The sequence below is a fragment of the Arthrobacter sp. NPDC093125 genome (genome assembly GCF_044754225.1).
Lineage (GTDB): Bacteria > Actinomycetota > Actinomycetes > Actinomycetales > Micrococcaceae > Arthrobacter.
This window is the reverse complement of the sequence record NZ_JBIVOQ010000004.1, coordinates 150026-169641: the sequence shown is the minus strand read 5'-3', so window position 1 is coordinate 169641 and position 19616 is coordinate 150026. Positions and strand designations below refer to the sequence as shown.

General features: G+C 65.7%; 21 protein-coding genes. 12 read left to right on the top strand and 9 right to left on the bottom strand.

Going from position 1 to position 19616, the window contains the following annotated elements; translation table 11 throughout:
* Window positions 1-246 precede the first annotated feature (246 nt).
* Entirely contained in the window at window positions 247-1437 is a 1191-nt protein-coding gene (locus ACIP9X_RS10450) for an acyl-CoA dehydrogenase family protein (RefSeq protein ID WP_400479666.1), read from the top strand.
* Between the two features lie 2 nt (window positions 1438-1439).
* Here the strand turns inward: ACIP9X_RS10450 and ACIP9X_RS10445 are convergent, their stop codons facing one another.
* Window positions 1440-2024 carry a M23 family metallopeptidase gene (locus ACIP9X_RS10445; protein WP_400479665.1) on the bottom strand — a complete coding sequence of 195 codons (585 nt, stop codon included), beginning with the start codon at window positions 2022-2024 and terminating at the stop codon, window positions 1440-1442.
* Between the two features lie 419 nt (window positions 2025-2443).
* Between ACIP9X_RS10445 and rpsB the strand changes: the two genes are divergently transcribed.
* The 6 genes from rpsB to ACIP9X_RS10415 all read left to right on the top strand — a co-directional run bounded on the left by rpsB (window position 2444) and on the right by ACIP9X_RS10415 (window position 7353).
* Window positions 2444-3304 carry a 30S ribosomal protein S2 gene (rpsB, locus tag ACIP9X_RS10440; RefSeq protein ID WP_400479664.1) on the top strand — a complete coding sequence of 287 codons (861 nt, stop codon included), beginning with the start codon at window positions 2444-2446 and terminating at the stop codon, window positions 3302-3304.
* 126 nt (window positions 3305-3430) lie between these two features.
* The gene (gene tsf, locus ACIP9X_RS10435; RefSeq protein ID WP_400479663.1) at window positions 3431-4267 is read left to right on the top strand and encodes a translation elongation factor Ts; all 837 of its coding nucleotides are present in this window, start codon (window positions 3431-3433) and stop codon (window positions 4265-4267) included.
* Between the two features lie 118 nt (window positions 4268-4385).
* On the top strand, window positions 4386-5123 hold the full coding sequence (gene pyrH, locus ACIP9X_RS10430) for a UMP kinase (RefSeq protein WP_400479662.1): 738 nt from the start codon (window positions 4386-4388) through the stop codon (window positions 5121-5123).
* A gap of 96 nt (window positions 5124-5219) precedes the next feature.
* The gene (frr, locus tag ACIP9X_RS10425; RefSeq protein ID WP_400479661.1) at window positions 5220-5777 is read left to right on the top strand and encodes a ribosome recycling factor; all 558 of its coding nucleotides are present in this window, start codon (window positions 5220-5222) and stop codon (window positions 5775-5777) included.
* Window positions 5777-6709 (top strand): phosphatidate cytidylyltransferase, encoded by a 933-nt coding sequence (locus ACIP9X_RS10420; RefSeq protein WP_400479660.1) that lies wholly within the window; start codon window positions 5777-5779, stop codon window positions 6707-6709. The genes frr and ACIP9X_RS10420 overlap by 1 nt, the downstream gene beginning before the upstream one ends.
* A 59-nt stretch (window positions 6710-6768) precedes the next feature.
* Window positions 6769-7353, top strand: coding sequence for a DivIVA domain-containing protein (locus tag ACIP9X_RS10415; protein ID WP_400479659.1), 585 nt, complete (start codon window positions 6769-6771; stop codon window positions 7351-7353).
* Between the two features lie 39 nt (window positions 7354-7392).
* On the opposite strand, the gene ACIP9X_RS10410 is transcribed toward ACIP9X_RS10415, so the two are convergent.
* From ACIP9X_RS10410 to ACIP9X_RS10395, 4 genes are all read right to left on the bottom strand, one after another.
* Window positions 7393-8856 (bottom strand): cation acetate symporter, encoded by a 1464-nt coding sequence (locus tag ACIP9X_RS10410; protein ID WP_400479879.1) that lies wholly within the window; start codon window positions 8854-8856, stop codon window positions 7393-7395.
* A gap of 7 nt (window positions 8857-8863) precedes the next feature.
* Complete coding sequence (locus ACIP9X_RS10405; protein WP_400479658.1) at window positions 8864-9226, bottom strand: hypothetical protein; 363 nt, start codon at window positions 9224-9226, stop codon at window positions 8864-8866.
* A complete protein-coding gene (locus tag ACIP9X_RS10400) occupies window positions 9223-9942 on the bottom strand; it encodes a LytR/AlgR family response regulator transcription factor (RefSeq protein ID WP_400479657.1) in 720 nt (239 codons plus the stop codon). Before ACIP9X_RS10400 ends, ACIP9X_RS10405 begins: the two co-directional genes overlap by 4 nt.
* Before the next feature lie 79 nt (window positions 9943-10021).
* Window positions 10022-11212, bottom strand: a complete 1191-nt coding sequence (locus tag ACIP9X_RS10395; RefSeq protein ID WP_400479656.1) for a sensor histidine kinase — start codon at window positions 11210-11212, stop codon at window positions 10022-10024.
* 164 nt (window positions 11213-11376) lie between these two features.
* On the opposite strand from ACIP9X_RS10395, the gene ACIP9X_RS10390 reads away from it, so the two are divergent.
* Window positions 11377-11772 (top strand): DUF485 domain-containing protein, encoded by a 396-nt coding sequence (locus ACIP9X_RS10390; protein WP_400479655.1) that lies wholly within the window; start codon window positions 11377-11379, stop codon window positions 11770-11772.
* Complete coding sequence (locus ACIP9X_RS10385; protein WP_400479654.1) at window positions 11769-13385, top strand: cation acetate symporter; 1617 nt, start codon at window positions 11769-11771, stop codon at window positions 13383-13385. Before ACIP9X_RS10390 ends, ACIP9X_RS10385 begins: the two co-directional genes overlap by 4 nt.
* A 125-nt stretch (window positions 13386-13510) precedes the next feature.
* On the opposite strand, the gene ACIP9X_RS10380 is transcribed toward ACIP9X_RS10385, so the two are convergent.
* The 4 genes from ACIP9X_RS10380 to ACIP9X_RS10365 form a co-directional block, all read right to left on the bottom strand.
* Window positions 13511-14143, bottom strand: coding sequence for a hypothetical protein (locus ACIP9X_RS10380; RefSeq protein WP_400479653.1), 633 nt, complete (start codon window positions 14141-14143; stop codon window positions 13511-13513).
* 38 nt (window positions 14144-14181) lie between these two features.
* The gene (locus tag ACIP9X_RS10375; RefSeq protein WP_400479652.1) at window positions 14182-14586 is read right to left on the bottom strand and encodes a DUF4383 domain-containing protein; all 405 of its coding nucleotides are present in this window, start codon (window positions 14584-14586) and stop codon (window positions 14182-14184) included.
* A 112-nt stretch (window positions 14587-14698) separates the two neighbouring features.
* A complete protein-coding gene (locus ACIP9X_RS10370; protein WP_400479651.1) occupies window positions 14699-15238 on the bottom strand; it encodes a hypothetical protein in 540 nt (179 codons plus the stop codon).
* Between the two features lie 120 nt (window positions 15239-15358).
* The gene (locus tag ACIP9X_RS10365) at window positions 15359-15832 is read right to left on the bottom strand and encodes an Lrp/AsnC family transcriptional regulator (RefSeq protein ID WP_400479650.1); all 474 of its coding nucleotides are present in this window, start codon (window positions 15830-15832) and stop codon (window positions 15359-15361) included.
* A 194-nt stretch (window positions 15833-16026) separates the two neighbouring features.
* Between ACIP9X_RS10365 and pdhA the strand changes: the two genes are divergently transcribed.
* Genes pdhA through ACIP9X_RS10350 form a run of 3 tightly spaced genes read left to right on the top strand, consistent with a single transcriptional unit; the run spans window position 16027 to window position 19585 of the window.
* On the top strand, window positions 16027-17205 hold the full coding sequence (gene pdhA, locus ACIP9X_RS10360) for a pyruvate dehydrogenase (acetyl-transferring) E1 component subunit alpha (protein ID WP_400479649.1): 1179 nt from the start codon (window positions 16027-16029) through the stop codon (window positions 17203-17205).
* Window positions 17205-18215, top strand: a complete 1011-nt coding sequence (locus ACIP9X_RS10355) for an alpha-ketoacid dehydrogenase subunit beta (RefSeq protein ID WP_400479648.1) — start codon at window positions 17205-17207, stop codon at window positions 18213-18215. Before pdhA ends, ACIP9X_RS10355 begins: the two co-directional genes overlap by 1 nt.
* Window positions 18212-19585, top strand: coding sequence for a dihydrolipoamide acetyltransferase family protein (locus ACIP9X_RS10350; protein WP_400479647.1), 1374 nt, complete (start codon window positions 18212-18214; stop codon window positions 19583-19585). Before ACIP9X_RS10355 ends, ACIP9X_RS10350 begins: the two co-directional genes overlap by 4 nt.
* Window positions 19586-19616 lie beyond the last annotated feature (31 nt).

The window sequence follows — 19616 nt, the reverse complement described above, 5'->3', positions numbered from 1 at the left end:
CCCCGGGCCGGGGCGGGGGGCGGGGGGGGGGCGCGGGCCGGCGGGCGGCGCCCCCCCCCCCCCCCCCCCCCCCCCCCCCAACCCCCCCCACCCCCCCCCCCGCCCCCCCCCCCCCCCCCCCCCCGCGGCTCTTCTGTTTCCTGGCTCAACTGGGAATGCCAAGCAACTGGGATTCTGCAGGCAAGTGCGGTATGTTACTGGTCAGTAACATACGTCCGAGGCCGCTGCCCACCGTGAAGGAACCCCATGTCCACAGCAGAAATCGACATCAACAGCCTTCCCTACGCCGACGGGGACTTCTTCGCCTTTGAGCAGCTTCTGAGCGCCAAAGAGCAGGACCGGCTGGCCGAAATCCGATCCTTCCTGGCGCGGGAGGTCCGGCCGATCGCCGTTGACTGCTGGAACCGCGGGGAATTCCCCATGGAGTTGATTCCGAAGCTTGCCGAAGTTGACCTTGTCAGCCCCGTGCGTCGCCAGGGCCACTCCAACCTCTTCGCCGGCATCGTGCACGCCGAGGTCACCCGCGCGGACACATCAATTGCCACCTTCATGGGAGTTCACGACGGACTGTTCACCGGGTCCATCGAAGCCCTTGCTTCGCCCGAGCAGCAGGAGGCATGGCTGCCGGACATCTACGCCCTGAAAAAGGTCGGCGCGTTTGGGCTGACGGAACCCCTCGGCGGCTCCGACGTCGCCGGCGGAACCCGCACCACGGCACGGCGGGACGGTGACCGGTGGATTTTGAACGGGGCCAAGCGCTGGATCGGCAACGCGACGTTCTCTGATTGGGTGGTGGTTTATGCCCGGGACTTGGCCGACAACCAGGTCAAGGGATTCCTGGTGGACGCCACCCTTCCCGGCTTCAGCGCCGCCAAGATCGAGAACAAGATTTCCCTCCGTACCGTCCAGAACGCGGATATCACCCTGGATAATGTGGCAGTTCCTGACTTCTTCAAACTCGCGAACGCCAACAGCTTCCGCGACATCAACAAGGTCCTGAAGGTCACCCGGCTCGCCGTCGCCTGGCAGGCCGTGGGGCAGCAACTGGCAGCCTTCGACGTCGCCCGCCGCTACGCCGTCGAGCGCCACCAGTTCGGCCGCCCGCTGGCCTCCTTCCAGCTGGTGCAGAGCCAGCTGGTGCAGATCCTGGGCAACGCCGTCAGTTCCCTGGGGATGATGGTCCGCCTTTCCCAGCTTGAGGATGCCGGGCAGGCCAGGGATGAACAGTCCGCGCTGGCCAAGGCCTTCACCACCGCCCGGATGCGCGAGAGCGTGGCCATCGGCAGGAGCCTCCTGGGCGGGAACGGCATAGTGACCGACTTTGAAATGGCCAAGATCTTCGCCGATGCAGAGGCCATCTACTCTTATGAGGGCACCCACGAGGTGAACACGCTGGTCGCCGGGCGCGCCATCACCGGCATCTCCGCCATCGTCTGAACTCACCCCTCATGCAGCGGCAGCAGGACGGAAGGCCGCAGATCCATCACGAACCCCAGCGGGTTCACGTAGTCCTCCCCGCGGCGCACGCCCCAGTGCACGCAGGGAGTTGCTCCGCAGTGGCCGGTCATCAGGGTGCCCAGGACGTCACCCTTTGCGACGGCATCGCCCGTCTTGAGCCCGCTGCGCACTGGCTCGAAACTGCTGCGCAGGCCGTTGCCGTGGTCCACAGTGATGACCGGCCGGTCCACCACGACTCCCGCGAAGCTGACGGTGCCGGACTCCGGGGAGGTGACCGGGCCGCCGTCGGACGCTGCCTGCAAATCCACGCCGCGGTGGCCGCTCAGCCACGGCTTGTCCGGCGGGTCAAAGGGCCGCAGCACCGCGGGCCGGGGAGCCAGGGGCCACGCCCAGGACCGTGTGGCAGGGGCGGCAGCCGCCGGGGTGGCCCGAACCGCGGGTTCCGCAGCGCTGAATCCCGCCGTGTGTGAGGGTGGTCCCGCCGCGGGTGAGAATGATGGCCCAGCCGAAGGGGCCGCGGCTGCCGCCGCGAGCGCAAGGACAGCGAGCAGGATGGGGGCTTTCATGGCTCCAGTGTTGCGGCGATGAAGGGATGTGGATACGGGCCTGAAAGCCTATGTGGACAACGGCGGTGACGGCCCTGTTTATGGTGCCGGGGAGGCGGAGCGCTGTAGTACACTTGACGGAGCAGTTTGCTGTGCCCTCAACGTATTCCAGTTCTTTTGGGTAGCGTCAGCACGCCCCATTCAGGAGTGCGGGGGAGCAGCAGCTGACTACGCGTATCCAGCCCTCCACCACCGGAAGCCACAGGTTCCCGGCGGAGGATTGTGCCTCTTGCGGTCCGGACCAACAGTCCGGATGAGAAGCGCAATGGATGCCAGGAGCATCGCCCGGCTTGGGTGAAGCTAATTAACCGTCAACTATTGGCAGGGTAAGAGCGGCCTACGGGCGCTCTCATGAATGACCTGCCGGAAGGAGCGTCGGCATGCCCGTCGTAACCATGCGCCAGCTGCTTGACAGCGGCGTCCACTTTGGACACCAGACCCGCCGTTGGAACCCGAAGATGAAGCGCTTCATCTTCACCGAGCGCAACGGCATCTACATCATTGACCTCCAGCAGTCGCTGTCCTACATCGACCGCGCCTACGAGTTCGTCAAGGCCACCGTCGCCCACGGCGGCACCGTGCTGTTCGTCGGCACCAAGAAGCAGGCCCAGGAAGCAATTGCCGAGCAGGCAACCCGCGTTGGCCAGCCGTACGTCAACCAGCGTTGGCTCGGCGGTATGCTGACCAACTTCCAGACGGTTGCCAAGCGTATCCAGCGCATGAAGGAACTCGAAGAGATCGACTTCGACGACGTCGCCGGTTCCGCTTACACCAAGAAGGAACTGCTGCTCCTCCGCCGCGAGCTGACGAAGCTTGAGTCCAACCTCGGTGGTATCCGCAACCTCACCAAGGCACCCTCCGTGCTCTGGATCGTGGACACCAAGAAGGAGCACCTGGCTGTTGACGAAGCCAAGAAGCTCAACATCCCGGTTGTGGCCATCCTGGACACCAACTGCGACCCGGACGAAGTCGACTTCCCGATCCCGGGCAACGACGACGCCATCCGCTCCGTGAACCTGCTGACCCGCGTTGTTGCTGACGCTGTTGCCGAGGGCCTGATTGCCCGCAACCAGCGTGCAACCGGCACCACCGAGACTCCGGAAGAGCCGCTGGCCGAGTGGGAGCGCGAGCTCCTCGAGGGCAGCAAGGCCGAGGCTGCTGCAGCCGAAGCTCCGGCTGCCGAAGCTCCCGCCGCAGAGGAAGCCCCGGCTGACGCCGAGGCCACCGACGCCGAGAAGTAAACAACTCCATCGGGATTTCCCGGCGCTCTCAGGCGCCGGGGCAACTGACAGGATGGCGGCCCACCAGGTGGGCTGCCGTCCTGTCAGTACGTACACCATATAAATTTTCTAGACAGAGGGGTTCACATGGCGAACTACACTGCCGCTGATATCAAGGCTCTGCGCGAGCGCACGGGCGCCGGCATGATGGATGTCAAGAAGGCTCTCGACGAGGCCAACGGCGACGCCGAGAAGGCGATCGAGATCATCCGCATCAAGGGTCTGAAGGGCGCCACCAAGCGCGAAGGCCGCTCCACCGCTGAAGGCCTGGTTGCTGCCAAGGTCGACGGCAAGGTCGGCGTGATGATCGAGGTCAACTGCGAGACCGACTTCGTCGCCAAGGCTGACAAGTTCATCCAACTCGCCGACAAGGTCCTGGCCGTCGCCGTCGAGTCCGGCGCCGCCGACCTCGAGACACTCCTCGCAACCGACGTCGACGGCAAGCCGCTGTCTGAAGTTGTTGTTGAAGAAGGCGCCGTTCTCGGTGAGAAGGTAGTCGTCCGCCGCATCTCCCGCATCGAGGGTGCCACGGTCGACGCGTACCTGCACAAGACCTCCAAGGACCTCCCGGCCCAGGTCGGCGTCCTGTTTGCTGTTGACGGCGAAGGCGAAGCTGCCGCTGCCGCAGCCCACGACGTTGCTGTCCACATTGCTGCCATGGCCCCGAACTACCTCTCCCGCGAGGACGTTCCGGCTGACCTCGTCGAGTCAGAGCGCCGCATCGCCGAGGAGACCGCCAAGGCCGAGGGCAAGCCCGAAGCTGCCATGACCAAGATCGTGGAAGGCCGCGTCACCGGCTTCTACAAGGGTGAGGTCCTGGTTGACCAGGCCTTCGCCAAGGATGCCAAGAAGTCTGTGGCCCAGGTCCTCGAAGAGGCCGGCGTCAAGGGAACAGCCTTCACGCGTTTCCGCGTCGGCTCCTAGTCAGACACGCAAGGGGGTGGTCACTCTGGTGGCCGCCCCTTTTGCATGCGCCGGCCACAATGGCCCTTGGCCAGCCAGCACGATAATCTAGCTCAGAACTCACCAACGGGAAGGCACGATGGAAGCCGTTAATACTTCAGTCCAGTCAGAGAAGAGCAGGCGCCGGGTCCTCCTGAAGCTGTCCGGTGAGGTCTTCGGCGGCGGCAAGCTCGGCGTGGATCCGGATACCGTCCGCGGCGTCGCCAAGCAGATCGCCGCAGCCGTTCCCGACGTCGAGGTCGCCATCGTGGTGGGCGGCGGCAACTTCTTCCGCGGAGCCGAACTGTCCGGAAGCGGCATGGACCGCTCCCGCGCCGATTACATGGGCATGCTCGGGACAGTCATGAACTGCCTGGCCCTGCAGGACTTCCTGGAGCAGGCCGGCGTTGAAACCCGCGTGCAAAGCGCCATCACCATGGGCCAGGTGGCCGAGGCCTACATTCCGCGCCGCGCCATCCGCCACATGGAGAAGAACCGCGTGGTCATCTTCGGTGCCGGGGCCGGGCTGCCGTACTTCTCCACCGACACAGTTGCTGCCCAGCGCGCACTCGAAGTCCATGCGGACGTCGTCCTGATGGCGAAGAGCGGCGTGGACGGCGTGTACACCGCCGATCCGAAGAAGGATCCGACCGCCGAGAAGCTGGAAAAGCTCAGCTACGACGACGCCCTCCGCCGCGACATCCGGGTCATGGACCAGACCGCGATGACCATGTGCAAGGACAACAACCTCTCCATGGTGGTGTTCGGCATGGAGGGTGAGGGGAACGTTACCCGGGCCATCCGTGGCGAGCAGCTGGGAACGCTGGTCACCCCCTAGTTACAGCTAGGATATTTCTAGGAGGTTCCGTCCACCGGGCGGAACCCGGATTGTGAAATGCCCCGGGTGCCGGGAGCCAATTGCTGAGGAGAGATCGTGATCGAAGAAACCTTGCTCGAAGCCGGGGACAAGATGGACAAGGCGGTTGAGGTAGCCAAGGAAGACTTCGCCTCGATTCGGACCGGCCGGGCCACACCAGGCCTCTACAACAAGGTGATGGTGGACTACTACGGTACGCCCACACCCCTCCAGCAGCTTGCGTCCTTTGCGGTGCCCGACGCGCGCACCATCCTCATCACGCCCTACGACAAGACGGCGCTGCGGGATATCGAGCGTGCGCTGAGCGATTCCGAAGTCGGCGCCAACCCGTCCAACGACGGGAACGTCATCCGCGTCACCATTCCGGAGCTCACCCAGGAGCGCCGCAAGGAATACGTGAAGATCGTGAAGTCCAAGGGCGAAGAGGCGAAGGTCTCGATCCGCAACATCCGCCGCAAGGCCAAGGAAACCCTGGACCGCCTGGTCAAGGACGGCGAAGCCGGCGAGGATGAGGGCAACCGCGGCGAAAAGGAACTGGACGCCATCACCAAGCAGCACGTCGAAGGCATCGATGAGCTGCTCAAGCGCAAGGAAGCAGAGCTGCTCGAGGTCTGATGGGGCAGGCACAGCAGGCCCCCGGAGCGCGGGCCCGATCCCGGACCCGACAGAGCCGGCAAGCAAAGCCCAACCCGACCCCCGGCGCAGGGCGCAACCTGCCGGCGGCAATCGCCGTCGGGCTTGCCATGCTCTTCGCGGTGTTGGGCGGACTGCTCTTCTTCCCGCTTGGCTTCGTCGCCGTCACCACCACCTTTGCTGTGTTCGGCGTGTGGGAAATTTTCCGGGCCCTGGAAGCCAACGGCACACGCCTGCCCATTGTGCCCGTCATGGTGGGCACGGTGGCGATGCCTTTTGCCGCCTACTTCGGCGGTCTGGAAAGCCTGCTGTTCGCCATGCTGGCCAGCAGCGTGGCGGTGCTGCTCTGGCGGTCCATCGAGAGCGCTATCGGCTCGGCACGGAGCATCTTTGCCGGCGTTTTCACCCTTGCCTGGGTGCCCTTCCTGATCAGCTTCTCCGCCCTGCCGCTGCACGTTGCGGGGGGAGTGACCCCTGTTGGCCTGTGGCCGGGAGGAACCGTCCCGGAGGGCGCCTGGCAGGTGGTCATCCTGCTCCTGCTGGTGGTGTCCAACGACACCTTCGGATACCTGGTCGGAGCGTCGCTGGGCAAGCACCCCATGGCTCCCAAGATCAGTCCGAAGAAGTCGTGGGAGGGCTTTGCCGGGTCCATCGGCGGCGCCATGCTGATCGGCGTCCTGGCCTGCATGTTCGTGCTCGGAAAACCGTGGTGGGTGGGCGTGGTGCTCGCCGTCGGGATGGTGGCAGCGGCCACGGCCGGCGACCTCGCGGAATCCATGGTCAAGCGTGAGCTCGGCATCAAGGACATGAGCAGCATCCTTCCCGGGCACGGCGGGGTAATGGACCGGCTGGACTCGATCGTCTTCGCCTCCCCGGTGGCATACCTGCTGTTCGTCCTCGTGTCCGGCGCGTGAGAGCAGCCCTGAAATATGCCGGTTAGAAACTCAGCTGAAAAGCATTGAAGGATTACAAGGTGACAGTGGACAGCAAGCGGCAGGTTGCCGGGTCTTTTGAGCGTGTGGCCCGTACCGAATACGGCTACAACGCCAAGCAGGTGGACCAGTTCCTGCAGCGGGCCCGCGTTACCCTCGAGACACCCGAGGCTGCCGCCCACCCCGTGAAAAGCTTCGACGTCCGCGCAGTGTCCTTCGATCCGGTCAAGGGCGGCTACTCGGCCACTGCCGTCGACGCCGCGCTGGACCGCCTTGAGGATGCCTTCGCGCGCCGTGAGCGGGACGAACTCATCGCCGCACAGGGGGAAGAGGCGTGGCTGCGCCAGATCGGGCAGCTTTCCGCCACCCTGCGCGGCCGCCTTCACCGGCCCGACGGCGAGCGCTTCCGCCGCCCGGCGAAGAAAAAGACCCGCAGCTACAACATCAAGGATGTGGACAGGCTGTGCGTCGACCTTATCGGGTACCTCGAAGAAGATAGGCCGCTCAGCGTCGACAACGTCCGCCGGGCCGTGTTCCGTCCGGCCGTGGGCCAGGCCGGCTACGAGGAAACCCAGGTGGACGCGTTCCTGGACCGGGTCGTCGAACTCATGGCAGCCATCGACTGAGCCGGGCTCAGCGGAAAGCACGGTTCCGGCAAAGCCGCCTCACCGCCCCGTGGCCAGTGGCCTCTCCGGAGTATGGAGCCGCGTCATAACCTTCGTGATGGTGCGCGGAATCCGCGATTTGGTGGCGCGGGACGTGAGCACCATAACCGCGAAGGCCGCCGGCACGGTCCACGCCGCGGGCTGCGCCAGCCAGACGGGTGTGCCGGCACCGAGCGCAGCCCCCGCCACCATCGCCCCGCCGCAGAGCAGGCCGCCGGTCACCATGCCGGCGATAGCGCCGGCGTCGGTAAGCCCCCGCCACCAGATGCCCAGCAGCAGCACAGGACAGATGGTGGACGCCGTGAACGCGAACACCAGTCCCACGCTGCCCGCCAGCGCCAGTGTGTCCGTCATGAACGCCACCGCCAGCGGAACAGCAGCGGAAACCAGCGCGGCGAGCCGGAATCCGCGCACGCTGCCGCCGAGCAAATCCTGGCTGATGACGCCGGCCAGAGAGACGATAAGACCGGACGTCGTCGAGAGGAAAGCGGCAAAGGCGCCCGCCACCACGAAGGCGGACAGCAGTTCCCCGGCCGGTCCGCCGATGAGCCGTCCCGGCAGCAGCAGGACCAGTGCATCGGCCTGGCCGGCCTGGGCAAGGCCGGGCGCAAACATCCGCCCCACGAGCCCGTAAGCGGTGGGGAAGAGGTAAAAGACCGAGAGCAGGCCGAGCACGATCAGCGTGGTCCTGCGGGCTGACTGCCCGTCCGGGTTGGTGTAGAAGCGGACCAGCACGTGGGGCAGCCCGAGCGTTCCGAACAGCAGGGCGACCAGCAGCGAGATGTTCTGGTACGGCCCCGCGGGCGCCTGGCCGGTGGGGTTCGCGGCCGCGGCGGCCACAGCCGGGGCGCCGTTGTCGTTGAGGACCAGGAGGATGAAGACCAGTGGCACGGCCAGCGCGGTGAGCTTGAGCCAGTACTGGAAGGCCTGCACGAAGGTGATGGAGCGCATCCCGCCGGCCACCACCGTCAGGACTACCACCACCACGACGGCGGTGGAGCCCACCCACGAGGGCAGGCCCGTCGTCGTCCGGATGGTGAGCGCGGCGCCGTGGAGCTGGGGCACGATATAGAGCCAGCCCACGATCACCACTGCGAGGCTGGTGACCAGGCGCGCGGCGCGGGAATCGAGCCGCGCTTCGGTGAAGTCCGGGATGGTGTAGGCCCCCGAGCGCCGGAGCGGGGCGGCCACGAACAGCAGGAGCATCAGGTAGCCGGCCGTGTAGCCCACGGGGAACCAGAGTGCATCGGTGCCCGAAAGCAGGATGAGCCCGGCCACGCCCAGGAAGCTCGCGGCGGAGAGGTACTCGCCGCCGATCGCCGAGGCGTTCCACCAGGGCGGAACAGTGCGGGAGGCCACGTAGAAGTCGCCGGTGGTGCGGGAGATCCTGAGTCCGTAGAAGCCGATGACAGCCGTGGCCACGGTGACGGCGGCAAAGGCGGTGATTCCTACTGCAGGGTTCACAGTCCCGTCACCGGTCCCCGCCCAGGTCACGGGCAAGATCCCGGTAGCGGGCCTCGTTCCGGGCGGCGCTTCGGATGTACAACCAGGCGCTGATCCCTGTCACCGGGTAGATCCCGGCACCGAGCAGCAGCCAGTCAAAGGGGATGCCGGCCACCGTCGACTCCGCCAGTCCCGGAAACGCCGCCAGCAGGAGCGGAAAGGCACCCACTATCAGCACGAATCCTCCCGCCACCACCAGGGCCAGCCTGAGCTGGGAGCGGATCAGCGACCGGACGAAGACCTGGCCCATGGCTGATTCCTCTGCCGTCCCGCGGAATTCGACGGCGGGGCGAGCAACGGAGCGGGGGGCTGTCACTCTCACCCGCGTCATGCCTGCGGCCTGATCCGGGTGGCTTCGAGCTTCTCCCGCACTGACGGAAGATGACGGCGGCTGATCGGCAGTTCGGCAGCTTCCACCATGACGCTGGGCCGGGCTGCGCCCAGTTTCAGGTGCGTGACGTGTGACAGGGCAACCAGGTACGAACGGTGGACGCGGATGAAGCCTGCGTCCGCCCACTGCTGTTCGAGGTCGGCCAGGGGAACGCGGATCAGGTAGCTGGCGTCGGCTGTGTGGAGCCGGGCGTAGTCACCCTGCGCCTGGACGTAGGTGACGTCGTCGCGCCTGATCATCCTGGTGGTGCCGCCCTGGTCCACGGTGATCATCTCGGGCGCATTGCCGCCGTCGCGGATCAGTTCGCTGATCCGTCCCACGGAGCGTGCCAGCCGCTCAGCGCGTACCGGCTTCAGGAGGTAATCCACGGCTGCCAGTTCGAACGCCTCGAGGGCGCAGTCCTCGTCCGCGGTGACAAACACGACGGCGGGCGGGCGGCTGCTGCGGGAGATCACCCGTGCGATATCCAGGCCTGAGACAGCGGGCATGTGGATATCAAGGAACACGGCATCCACCGCTTCGGTCTCCAGCGCGCGCAGCGCTTCATTGCCTGAAGAAGCCCGGTGTATGGTGCCGATGCGCTCATCCTTGCCCAGCAAAAAGGCGAGTTCTTCGATGGCGGGCAGCTCGTCGTCCGCGACGAGGACGTTAATCATGGTTCAAGGTTAACCTCCGGGCAGGGCTCACCCGCGCAGCGGCGTACCCGGCAGCAGACGCACCCGTACACGGCGAGCGTCAAGCGTCATGGCCCGGCTGTGACTTCGGGACCCGCATGGTGATCAGCGTCCCTTCCCCGGGGGCCGTCTCAATCACGAGGCCGTGGTCGTCACCATAAACCTGGCGCAGGCGCGCATCCACGTTCCGCAGGCCCACATGGTCCCCGTCCGTGTGCCCGGCCAGCACGGACTGGAGCTGCACTGGATCCATGCCCACGCCGTCGTCCTCGATGGTGACTTCCGCGAAGGCGCCCGAATCGTTGGCAGCGATGGTGATGTGCCCCGGTCCTTCCTTCGCTTCCAGGCCGTGCCGTACGGCGTTTTCCACGAGCGGCTGCAGGCTCAGGAACGGAATGACGGTGCTCAGCACCTCCGGCGCGATCCGGAGGCTTACCTGCACCCGTTCGCCAAAGCGGGCCCGTTCCAGCAGGAGGTACCGGTCGATGCACCGCAATTCCTCGGCCAGCGTGGTGAAGTCCCCGTGGCGCCGGAACGAATAGCGCGTGAAGTCCGCGAACTCCACCACGAGCTCACGCGCCCTGGCGGGGTCCGTATTGATGAAGGAGGCGATGGCGTTCAGGGAGTTGTAGATAAAGTGCGGACTGATCTGCGCCCGCAGCGCGCGCACCTCCGCCTCCATCAGGAGCGTCCGCGACGCGTCAAGTTCGGCGAGCTCCACCTGCGCCGCCACCCAGTCCGCCACTTCACTCGTGGCCCGGACCAGGCCGGCGCCGGCGGAGGGCGCGAAAGCAGCCACCACCCCCACCACCCGGGAGCCTGCCCGGATCGGCGCAATCACGGCGGAGGCGACACGTCCCGCGCCAAGGGCAGGGATCTGTCCCGCATCAATCACCTGGGTCCGCCCGCCCGCAAGCACGTCGGCCGCCAGGTCCATCAGCCGGGGTTTTAGCTCCTCAGCCGCGCCATCCCACGCCAGCACCCCCGAAACGTCGGTGATGGCCAGCGCATCGCATCCCAGCAGCCCCCGCAGCTGGCGGCTTGCCTTCGCGGCACCGGCAGGGTTCAGTCCGGTCCGCAGGTGCTGGCCCGCCTTGGAAGCCGCGTGCAGTGTGTTGTAGGTGGCGCGTTCTGCATCGGTGCCCAGCTCACGGAAGGACTTGAGCACTTTGAGTCCAACGCCGACGACGACGGCAATCGCCAGGGCGATGAGCGCTATGGCCGCAGCGGAATACAGAGGGGAATCCGGCATGCTGACCAGCGTAGCCTGCCGTTTATCGCAGCATCACAACCGCTAAGCGACCGCGGGACCGAAAACACTGGAACGGGACCCGCGGACAGAGCACAGTGATGGGAGTCACACTGGCGGTGGAATGCGCGGCCGGTGTGGGAGATCAGTCTCAACGAGGAGGAACGATGGGTAATGATGCCCGCACCCCGGACGTCGCGGCGTCCGCGGACTTCGAAGAAGTCCAAGCCACACAGCAGTTCAAGGAACTGCGCAAGCGCCACCGCAGTTTCGTATTTCCCATGGCCATCGCCTTCCTGCTCTGGTACTTCGCGTACGTCATCCTGGCGGCTTACGCGGTGGACTTCATGTCCACCAAGGTGTGGGGCAACATCAACATCGGCATCCTCATGGGGCTGCTGCAGTTCGTGACCACCTTCGCCATCACGGGCTGGTACGTCAGCTACTCCAACAGGCGCCTGGACCCCATTGCTGCAGAGATCCGCCACGGCATTGAAGGGCACGAATTCGACAGGACCGGCGCGGGAGCGTCCGGCAGCGCAACGGGCGGAGCAGCGAAATGATCAACATTCCAACAGCGGTGGACGTCGCCGCACTCAAGGACACAACCCTCCTCAACATGGGCATCTTCGGCCTGTTCGTCGCGGTCACCATGGTGATCGTCCTGCGGGCAAGCCGGAACAACAAGACGGCCGCTGACTACTACGCGGCCGGCCGGTCCTTTACCGGCTCACAGAACGGCACCGCCATCGCCGGCGATTACCTGTCCGCTGCTTCATTCCTTGGCATCACCGGGGCCATCGCCATCAACGGCTACGACGGCTTCATGTACTCCATCGGGTTCCTCGTCGCCTGGCTCGTGGCGCTCCTGCTCGTGGCCGAACTGCTTCGGAACACCGGCAAGTTCACCATGGCGGACGTTCTGTCCTTCCGCCTCAAGCAGCGCCCGGTCCGCATCGCCGCCGCCATCTCCACCCTTGCCGTCTGCTTCTTCTACCTGCTGGCACAGATGGCCGGCGCCGGCAGCCTGATCTCCCTGCTGCTCGGCATCAGTGACTGGGGCGGCCAGGCGCTCGTCATCATCGTCGTCGGCGCGCTGATGATCATGTACGTCCTGATCGGCGGCATGAAGGGCACCACCTGGGTGCAGATCATCAAGGCCATCCTGCTGATCGCCGGCGCCGCCGTCATGACGCTCTGGGTCCTGGCCATCTACGGCTTCAACCTCTCCAGTCTGCTCGGTGCCGCGGTGGACACGGCGAACAACCCGGCTGTGCTGAACCCGGGGCTGCAGTACGGCAAGACGGAAACCTCGAAGCTGGACTTCATGTCACTCGGCCTGGCCCTGGTGCTCGGCACGGCCGCCCTGCCGCACGTTCTCATGCGCTTCTACACCGTGCCCACCGCCAAGGAGGCCCGCAAATCCGTGGTGTGGTCCATCTGGCTGATCGGGCTGTTCTACATCTTCACCCTGGTCCTCGGCTACGGCGCCGCTGCCCTCGTGGGTGCGGACACCATCAAGGCGGCCCCGGGCGGCGTCAACTCGGCCGCTCCGCTGCTGGCCTTCTACCTGGGCGGACCGCTGCTGCTGGGCTTCATCTCCGCGGTGGCCTTCGCCACGATCCTCGCCGTGGTGGCCGGACTCACCATCACCGCCGCGGCCTCCTTCGCACACGACATCTACGCCAGCGTCATCTCCAAGGGCAAGGCCGACGCCGACACCGAGGTCAAGGTGGCCCGGCGGACGGTTGTGGTCATCGGCGTCCTGGCGATCCTCGGCGGCATCCTGGCCAACGGACAGAACGTGGCTTTCCTCGTGGCTCTCGCGTTCGCCGTCGCTGCCTCGGCCAACCTGCCCACGATCATCTACTCGCTGTTCTGGCGGAGGTTCACCACCCAGGGCGCGATCTGGAGCATGTACGGGGGCCTGGCGTCGGCCATCCTGCTGATCGTGTTCTCGCCAGTGGTCTCGGGTGCGGTGACATCGATGATCCAGGGAGCCAACTTCGCCATCTTCCCCCTGAGCAACCCGGGCATCGTCTCCATTCCGCTGGCGTTCTTCCTCGGATGGCTGGGTACGGTTCTGGACAAGCAGAAGGAGGACACCGTCAAGCAGGCGGAGATGGAAGTCCGCTCACTCACCGGTGTCGGGGCTGAGAAGGCCGTCGAACACTAACCGCCGCCGCTGTTTGCCGGCACGGCAGAAGCCCCTGCTCCCTCCGAGCTGAAGTCACTCCAAACTGGAGTCACTCCAGGCTGGAGCGTGCAGGGGCTTCTTGCTGCCCGGCTTTGCAGTCCGGTTCAGGGACCGTGGTGCCCGGCACCGCCGCCGTCCGAATGGCCGCCGTCGAGATGGCTGCCGTGCGGCACCGCGAACTGTCCTGCCGTGGAAGCGGCGAGTCCCGGCGTCGTAATGGCTGCGACGGCAACGGCTCCCGCGAAAGCTCCCAGAAGCAGCCGTCCCGCGCCGGTGCGGCCGGACGCACCGCCAGCCGCGCCACGGACACTGTCCTGCTGCAGCCAAGCCTGGCGCTTTAGCCAAGCTTGCCGCTGTAACCAGGCTTGCGCAGCGACAACGGCCAGCGTGAGCAGCAGCGCGGCCAGGTGGCTGATGTTCAAGCCTGCCAGGTCGGTACCGCCACCACTCAGCAGGGACAGCAGGTGGAGGGCCGCTGCCGTCAGCAGCAACGCCGACGACAGCCTCGGCCAGGGAAATCCGCCCCTGCGCAGCGCCGCCACGGTCCAGCCGAGAAGGGCCGTTCCCCACAGGGCCGCGGCGATCGCCGGGACCAGCAGCAGGGAACGGCCGGCAGCTGCAGCGGTGAACAGGCTGGATGAAATGGCGAGCGAGACTGACGCCGCCCCAAATCCTGCGAAGCCGGCCACCAGCCGGACCACGGCCACTGCATTGCTTTCCTGAGTGCTCTGCTGCATCACTGCCTGCCTCCTCTGACTACGCAACATCTACCCAGTTAGGCGCGTGCGGCGACCGGGGACTTCTCGACGGAGAGGCCCACGCCCAGCAGCAGCACGGCGCTCGCGAGGTGCAGGACGTTGTCCGCGCCGTTCAGGGCGATGATGTTCAGCGGCGAGCTGAGCAGGAAGAGGCCCAGGATGCCCACCAGGAGGTAAACGGCGCCAACGCCGGCGTTGACGGTGCGGGCAGTCTGCACGTTCTTGAGCCCGGCGTAGAGCAATGCGGCGCCGATGGCCAGGTGGATGACGTTATGGAGGGGGTTGACTTCGAAGATAATGAGGTTGGCGCCTTCGGTGGCGAAGAAGCCCACGCCTGACGTTACGGCGAATCCGACAAGCCCGACGAGCAGATAGACGGCGCCGAAGACGGTGGCGACGAGGCGGTTCGGTGAGTTGCGCATGGCCCGAATCCTTCCGGTAGGGCCGGGACACTCATCCCGGCCGGACTGCGGAGCCCCGGTCGGGACTCTCGGAAGCAATTCGGACCACCTGCGCCTGCGGATGGGAAGAAGTTCAAACTTTTGGTTTCAGCCGGATGGTGACCATCTTCAGGTCCTCCGTCCCCGCAAACCGGTACACCATCTCGACGTCCTTCCCGTCGCACTGGATCACGCCCGCCACATCGGCAATGCTGGAGCCGCTGTCCTCACTGACCTTGAGATCGTCAAACGCCGTGGAGCAGGAGGAATCGAGGTTAAGGCTCTCGATGCCCGAAGCGAAGTCTTCCCGCGGCAGCTGTTCTTTCAGTGCCGGATCGAGGTATTCGTCGTATGCCTGGTCCGTGTCGCCGGCAATGACGAGTCTGGTGAAACTGTCCGCGAGATCGGACGCCTGGCGCGTTTGCCCGCCCACGAGGCCCATCAGGAGAGGGACGCCCACTGCGACCAGGAGCAGGACGCCGCCTACGATCCCCAGCACAATCCACAGCCCCTTGCGGCTTTTGGCGGGTGGCTGCCCGGGCAGGCCAAATGGCGACGGCGGGAGGGAAGACCTGCGGCGGCGCGGCCGCAGCGGGGCGTGCGCTTCGTACCCGGGGTCCTGGGTGTTGCTCAAGGCGGGCCTTTCCGGCGGCCCTGGCAAGGCGCACCTCGTTGCCGGGCACACCATCGGCGCCCCGTCGCTTCCGTGGCCATGGCCACTTTCCGTGGCATTAGCCTATAGCGTTAGCCGTCGTTATTCCGCGGCTGAGCCGCGGTCCAGGAGCGGCCGGATCCGGAACGGAATCAGCTCTCCCATGGCGAGCGCCGTGTCGGTTCGCTCCACGCCGTCGCACGCGAGGATCTTTCCGTTGATGCGGAACAGATCCTCGGCGTCGAGCGCCACCACCCGTAACAAAAGGTCGGCCGAACCCGTCAGCCCGTAGCCCTCCAGAATTTCCGGCACGCTGGCCAGGTCTTCCGCCAGGCTGCCGAGTTTCTGCTGCTGGACGTGGACAGAGATGAAGGCCATGAGCGGGTAACCCAAGGAAACTGGATTGATGCGGCGCTCGAAGGAGAGGAAGGCGTGCTTCTTTTCCAGCTGCGCCATCCGGGCCTGGACGGTGTTCCTGGAGAGTCCCAGCTTTTGGGCCAGTGCCACAACTGTCTGCCGCGGGTCCTGCGCCAGGGCTGAGAGCAGCCGGGTGTCTGTGCCATCCAAAGCTCGCATAATGCGCAAGGCTAGCACGGTCCAGGGGCGTGAAAGAGTGCATTGTGCTCAGTTTTTCCAGCGGTGGTTGTACCCCCTGGGTGTTGTGAGTATGGTCACAATTATCCGGAGCAACGGCGCCCGGAAGGCCGCGCGGGGCGGGATCACGAGTCCTTCCGCCGCACGGTGACACGACGTCAGAAGGTTGCACAACTGTGGTGACAGACGAGGTGGGCCAGGGCGGTACAACCGCCGGCGGCCCGGGCAACAGTGCAGGACATCAGGGCGGGACCGGCCAGAACCTGGTTCAGCTGATCACTCCCGCAGGGGAACGCGTCAGCCATCCCGAGTACGACCCCTGGGTGCAGGACATCTCAGACGAGCAGCTGTGCTCCCTGTATGAGGACCTGGTGGTCACCCGGCGTATCGATACCGAGGCCACTGCCTTGCAGCGGCAGGGTGAGCTTGGACTCTGGCCGCCGATGCTGGGGCAGGAAGCGGCGCAGATCGGTTCAGTCAGGGCTCTCCGGGATGATGATTTTGTCTTCTCGAGCTACCGCGAGAACGGGGTTGCTTACTGCCGCGGAGTGAAGCTGACGGACATCCTCCGCGTCTGGCGCGGGAATGCGTCCGGGGGATGGGACCCCTACACAGTCAACATGTCGACTCCCCAGATCATCATTGGCTCCCAGACGCTGCACGCTACCGGCTACGCCATGGGCATCCAGAACGACGGCGCGGATTCCGTGGCCATTACCTACTTCGGCGACGGTGCAACCAGCGAGGGCGATGTCAACGAGGCCATGGTCTTTGCGGCCAGCTTCCAGGTGCCCCTGGTGTTCTTTTGCCAGAACAACCACTGGGCCATTTCCGAGCCCGTCCGGCTGCAGTCCCACGTCCAGATCGCGGACCGCCCGGTGGGCTTTGGCATCCCCAGCATGCGCGTGGACGGCAATGACGTCCTCGCCGTAATGGCAGCCACCCGGGTCGCCCTGGACCGGGCACGCCGCGGAGGCGGTCCCACCTTCATCGAGGCCGTCACCTATCGCATGGGCCCGCATACGACGGCGGACGATCCCACCCGCTACCGGGACCCCAATGAACTAGAGGACTGGGCACAGAAGGACCCCATCCGCCGGGTCAAGGCCCTGCTGGAGCGCAAGGGTCTGTTCACCCAGGAGCTCGAAACAGCTATACAGCAAAAGGCGGACGCCGTGGCCCGTGAGATGCGCACCGGCTGCACCACCATGCCCGACCCGGAACCGCTGGACGTCTTCAAGCACGTCTACAGCACGCCGCATTCCTGGCTGGACCGCCAGCAGGACCACTACTCCCGCTATCTGGACTCCTTCGGCGATCCCGCAGGAGCCGCTTCTGAAGAAGGTGCACGCTGATGACCCAGATGACCTTTGCCCGGGCAATAAACTCAGGGCTTCGCAAATCCCTTGAGAACGATCCCAAGGTGGTCCTCATGGGTGAGGACATCGGAACCCTCGGCGGTGTGTTCCGGGTGACAGACGGGCTGCAGAAGGATTTCGGCAAGCACCGCGTGGTCGACACGCCGCTGGCTGAGTCCGGCATCGTGGGCACGGCAGTGGGACTTGCCTACCGCGGCTACCGTCCGGTGGTGGAGATCCAGTTCGACGGATTCGTGTACCCCGCGTTCGACCAGATCGTGTGCCAGGTTGCCAAGATGCATTACCGCACAAAGGGTGCGGTCAAGATGCCCATCACCATCCGCATCCCGTTCGGCGGAGGCATCGGATCCCCGGAATTCCACTCTGAATCTCCCGAGGCGTACTTCGCGCACACCCCGGGCCTGCGGATCATCAGCCCATCCAGTCCCCAGGATGCGCACACCATGATCCAGCAGGCGATCGCATGCGATGATCCCGTGCTGTTCTTCGAGCCCAAGCGCCGCTACCACGACAAGGGCGAAGTGGACGAGTCCATCGATCCCGCCGCAGCGCTGTCCTTTGAGAAGGCCAGGGTGGTGGCCGACGGCCGCGACGTCACGCTGGTCGCCTACGGGCCGCTTATTAAGACCGCCCGCGATGTAGCCCTTGCTGCCGCTGACGAGGGCATGTCCGTCGAAGTCATCGATCTCCGCTCCCTGGCACCGGTGGATTTCGCCACGGTGGAGGCCTCAGTACGCAAGACCGGACGGCTCGTGATTGCGCACGAGGCGGTGCAGTCGGGCGGGCTCGGCGCCGAGATTGCTGCCAGCATCACGGAACGCTGTTTCTATCACCTGGAAGCGGCACCCGTCCGCGTCACAGGGTTCGACGTGCCGTACCCGTATTCAAAGCTGGAGATGCATCACCTTCCGGGTCTGGACAGGATTCTCGACGGCGTTGACCGCGCCCTGGGCCGGCCCAACTCGTTGAGCGGGTTGGAAGGATGACGGCCACAATGATCAAGGAATTCCGGCTTCCCGACCTCGGCGAAGGACTCACCGAGTCGGAAATCGTCAGCTGGAAGGTGAATGTCGGGGATACGGTCAGCCTGAACCAGATCATCGCCGAGGTGGAGACCGCCAAGGCTGTGGTGGAACTTCCGTCCCCGTTCGCCGGCGTCATCACGGCCCTGCATGAGCAGCCGGGAACCGTGGTGGAGGTCGGCAAGCCGATCGTCTCCTTCGAAGTTGAGGGCGACGACGGCGGGCAACCTCCCGCCGCCGCTGACACTGAGGCGGCCCCCGCAAAACGTGAACCGAACCTCGTGGGGTACGGGGCCGTCGTCGAGAATTCCGGCCACCCGGTGCGCAGGCCGCGCAAGCTGGCTGAGCCTGCTCCTCTGGTTGAGCTTGCCGAAACCAAGTCCCCGCTGGTTGCGCCCGCCCCGCTGGTTGCGCCCGCCGAAACCACGCCGGACGAACGCCCCCGGTCCACCCCGCCCGTCCGGAAGCTGGCGAAGGACCTGGGGGTGTCCCTTGAGGAGGTCAAGGGCACCGGTCCCGGCGGTCTGATAACCCGCGACGATGTCCGGAACTTCGTGGGCGGAGGGGATCTGCCCGCGGCGGCCCACGAGCTGGCAGCCGAGGGACCGACGGCTCAGGAACTGGCGGCCGGCGGGCGTGAAGTGCGTATGCCCATCAAGGGCGTCCGGAAGCTCACGGCAGCAGCGATGGTGTCGAGTGCCTTCACGGCGCCCCACGTCACGGAATTCCTCACCGTCGACGTCACCCCGGCCATGGAACTGCTGTCCCGGCTCAAAGCCGCCAAGGCTTTTGAAGGGCTCAAGCTGACGCCGCTCACACTCGTGGCGAAGGCTGCCCTCATCGCCCTGCGCCGTAATCCCACCCTGAATTCCAGGTGGGACGAGGCCAACCAGGAGGTCGTGCAGTTCAACTACGTCAACCTCGGCATTGCTGCGGCCACCCCGCGCGGCCTCACGGTGCCCAACATCAAGGACGCCGACCGGATGACGCTCGCTGACATCTCCGCGGCACTGACCGAACTGACCGAGACCGCGAGGGCCGGGAAGACGAGCCCGGCCGATCTCACCGGAGGCACCATTTCGATCACCAACATAGGGGTCTTCGGCATCGACGCCGGCACGCCCATCCTGAATCCGGGGGAAGCGGCCATCCTCGCGATGGGTGCGGTCCGGAAGATGCCCTGGGAGCACCAGGACCAGATCGCACTCCGGCAGGTCATGACCCTGAGCCTCTCCTTCGACCACCGGCTGGTGGACGGCGAGCAGGGCTCGAGGTTCCTGGCCGACGTCGGTGCCCTCCTGGCCGATCCGGGCATGGCGCTGGCCTTGGCCTGACACTCCTACCCTGTACAAGCGGCCCTACCCC

Coding starts and splice junctions, on each gene's coding strand:
- ACIP9X_RS10450 (WP_400479666.1), top strand. CDS start 247: ATGTCCACAGCAGAAATCGACATCAACAGCCTTCCCTACGCCGACGGG.
- ACIP9X_RS10445 (WP_400479665.1), bottom strand. CDS start 2,024: ATGAAAGCCCCCATCCTGCTCGCTGTCCTTGCGCTCGCGGCGGCAGCC.
- rpsB (WP_400479664.1), top strand. CDS start 2,444: ATGCCCGTCGTAACCATGCGCCAGCTGCTTGACAGCGGCGTCCACTTT.
- tsf (WP_400479663.1), top strand. CDS start 3,431: ATGGCGAACTACACTGCCGCTGATATCAAGGCTCTGCGCGAGCGCACG.
- pyrH (WP_400479662.1), top strand. CDS start 4,386: ATGGAAGCCGTTAATACTTCAGTCCAGTCAGAGAAGAGCAGGCGCCGG.
- ACIP9X_RS10420 (WP_400479660.1), top strand. CDS start 5,777: ATGGGGCAGGCACAGCAGGCCCCCGGAGCGCGGGCCCGATCCCGGACC.
- ACIP9X_RS10405 (WP_400479658.1), bottom strand. CDS start 9,226: ATGACGCGGGTGAGAGTGACAGCCCCCCGCTCCGTTGCTCGCCCCGCC.
- ACIP9X_RS10400 (WP_400479657.1), bottom strand. CDS start 9,942: ATGATTAACGTCCTCGTCGCGGACGACGAGCTGCCCGCCATCGAAGAA.
- ACIP9X_RS10395 (WP_400479656.1), bottom strand. CDS start 11,212: ATGCCGGATTCCCCTCTGTATTCCGCTGCGGCCATAGCGCTCATCGCC.
- ACIP9X_RS10390 (WP_400479655.1), top strand. CDS start 11,377: ATGGGTAATGATGCCCGCACCCCGGACGTCGCGGCGTCCGCGGACTTC.
- ACIP9X_RS10385 (WP_400479654.1), top strand. CDS start 11,769: ATGATCAACATTCCAACAGCGGTGGACGTCGCCGCACTCAAGGACACA.
- ACIP9X_RS10380 (WP_400479653.1), bottom strand. CDS start 14,143: ATGCAGCAGAGCACTCAGGAAAGCAATGCAGTGGCCGTGGTCCGGCTG.
- ACIP9X_RS10375 (WP_400479652.1), bottom strand. CDS start 14,586: ATGCGCAACTCACCGAACCGCCTCGTCGCCACCGTCTTCGGCGCCGTC.
- ACIP9X_RS10365 (WP_400479650.1), bottom strand. CDS start 15,832: ATGCGAGCTTTGGATGGCACAGACACCCGGCTGCTCTCAGCCCTGGCG.
- ACIP9X_RS10355 (WP_400479648.1), top strand. CDS start 17,205: ATGACCCAGATGACCTTTGCCCGGGCAATAAACTCAGGGCTTCGCAAA.
- ACIP9X_RS10350 (WP_400479647.1), top strand. CDS start 18,212: ATGACGGCCACAATGATCAAGGAATTCCGGCTTCCCGACCTCGGCGAA.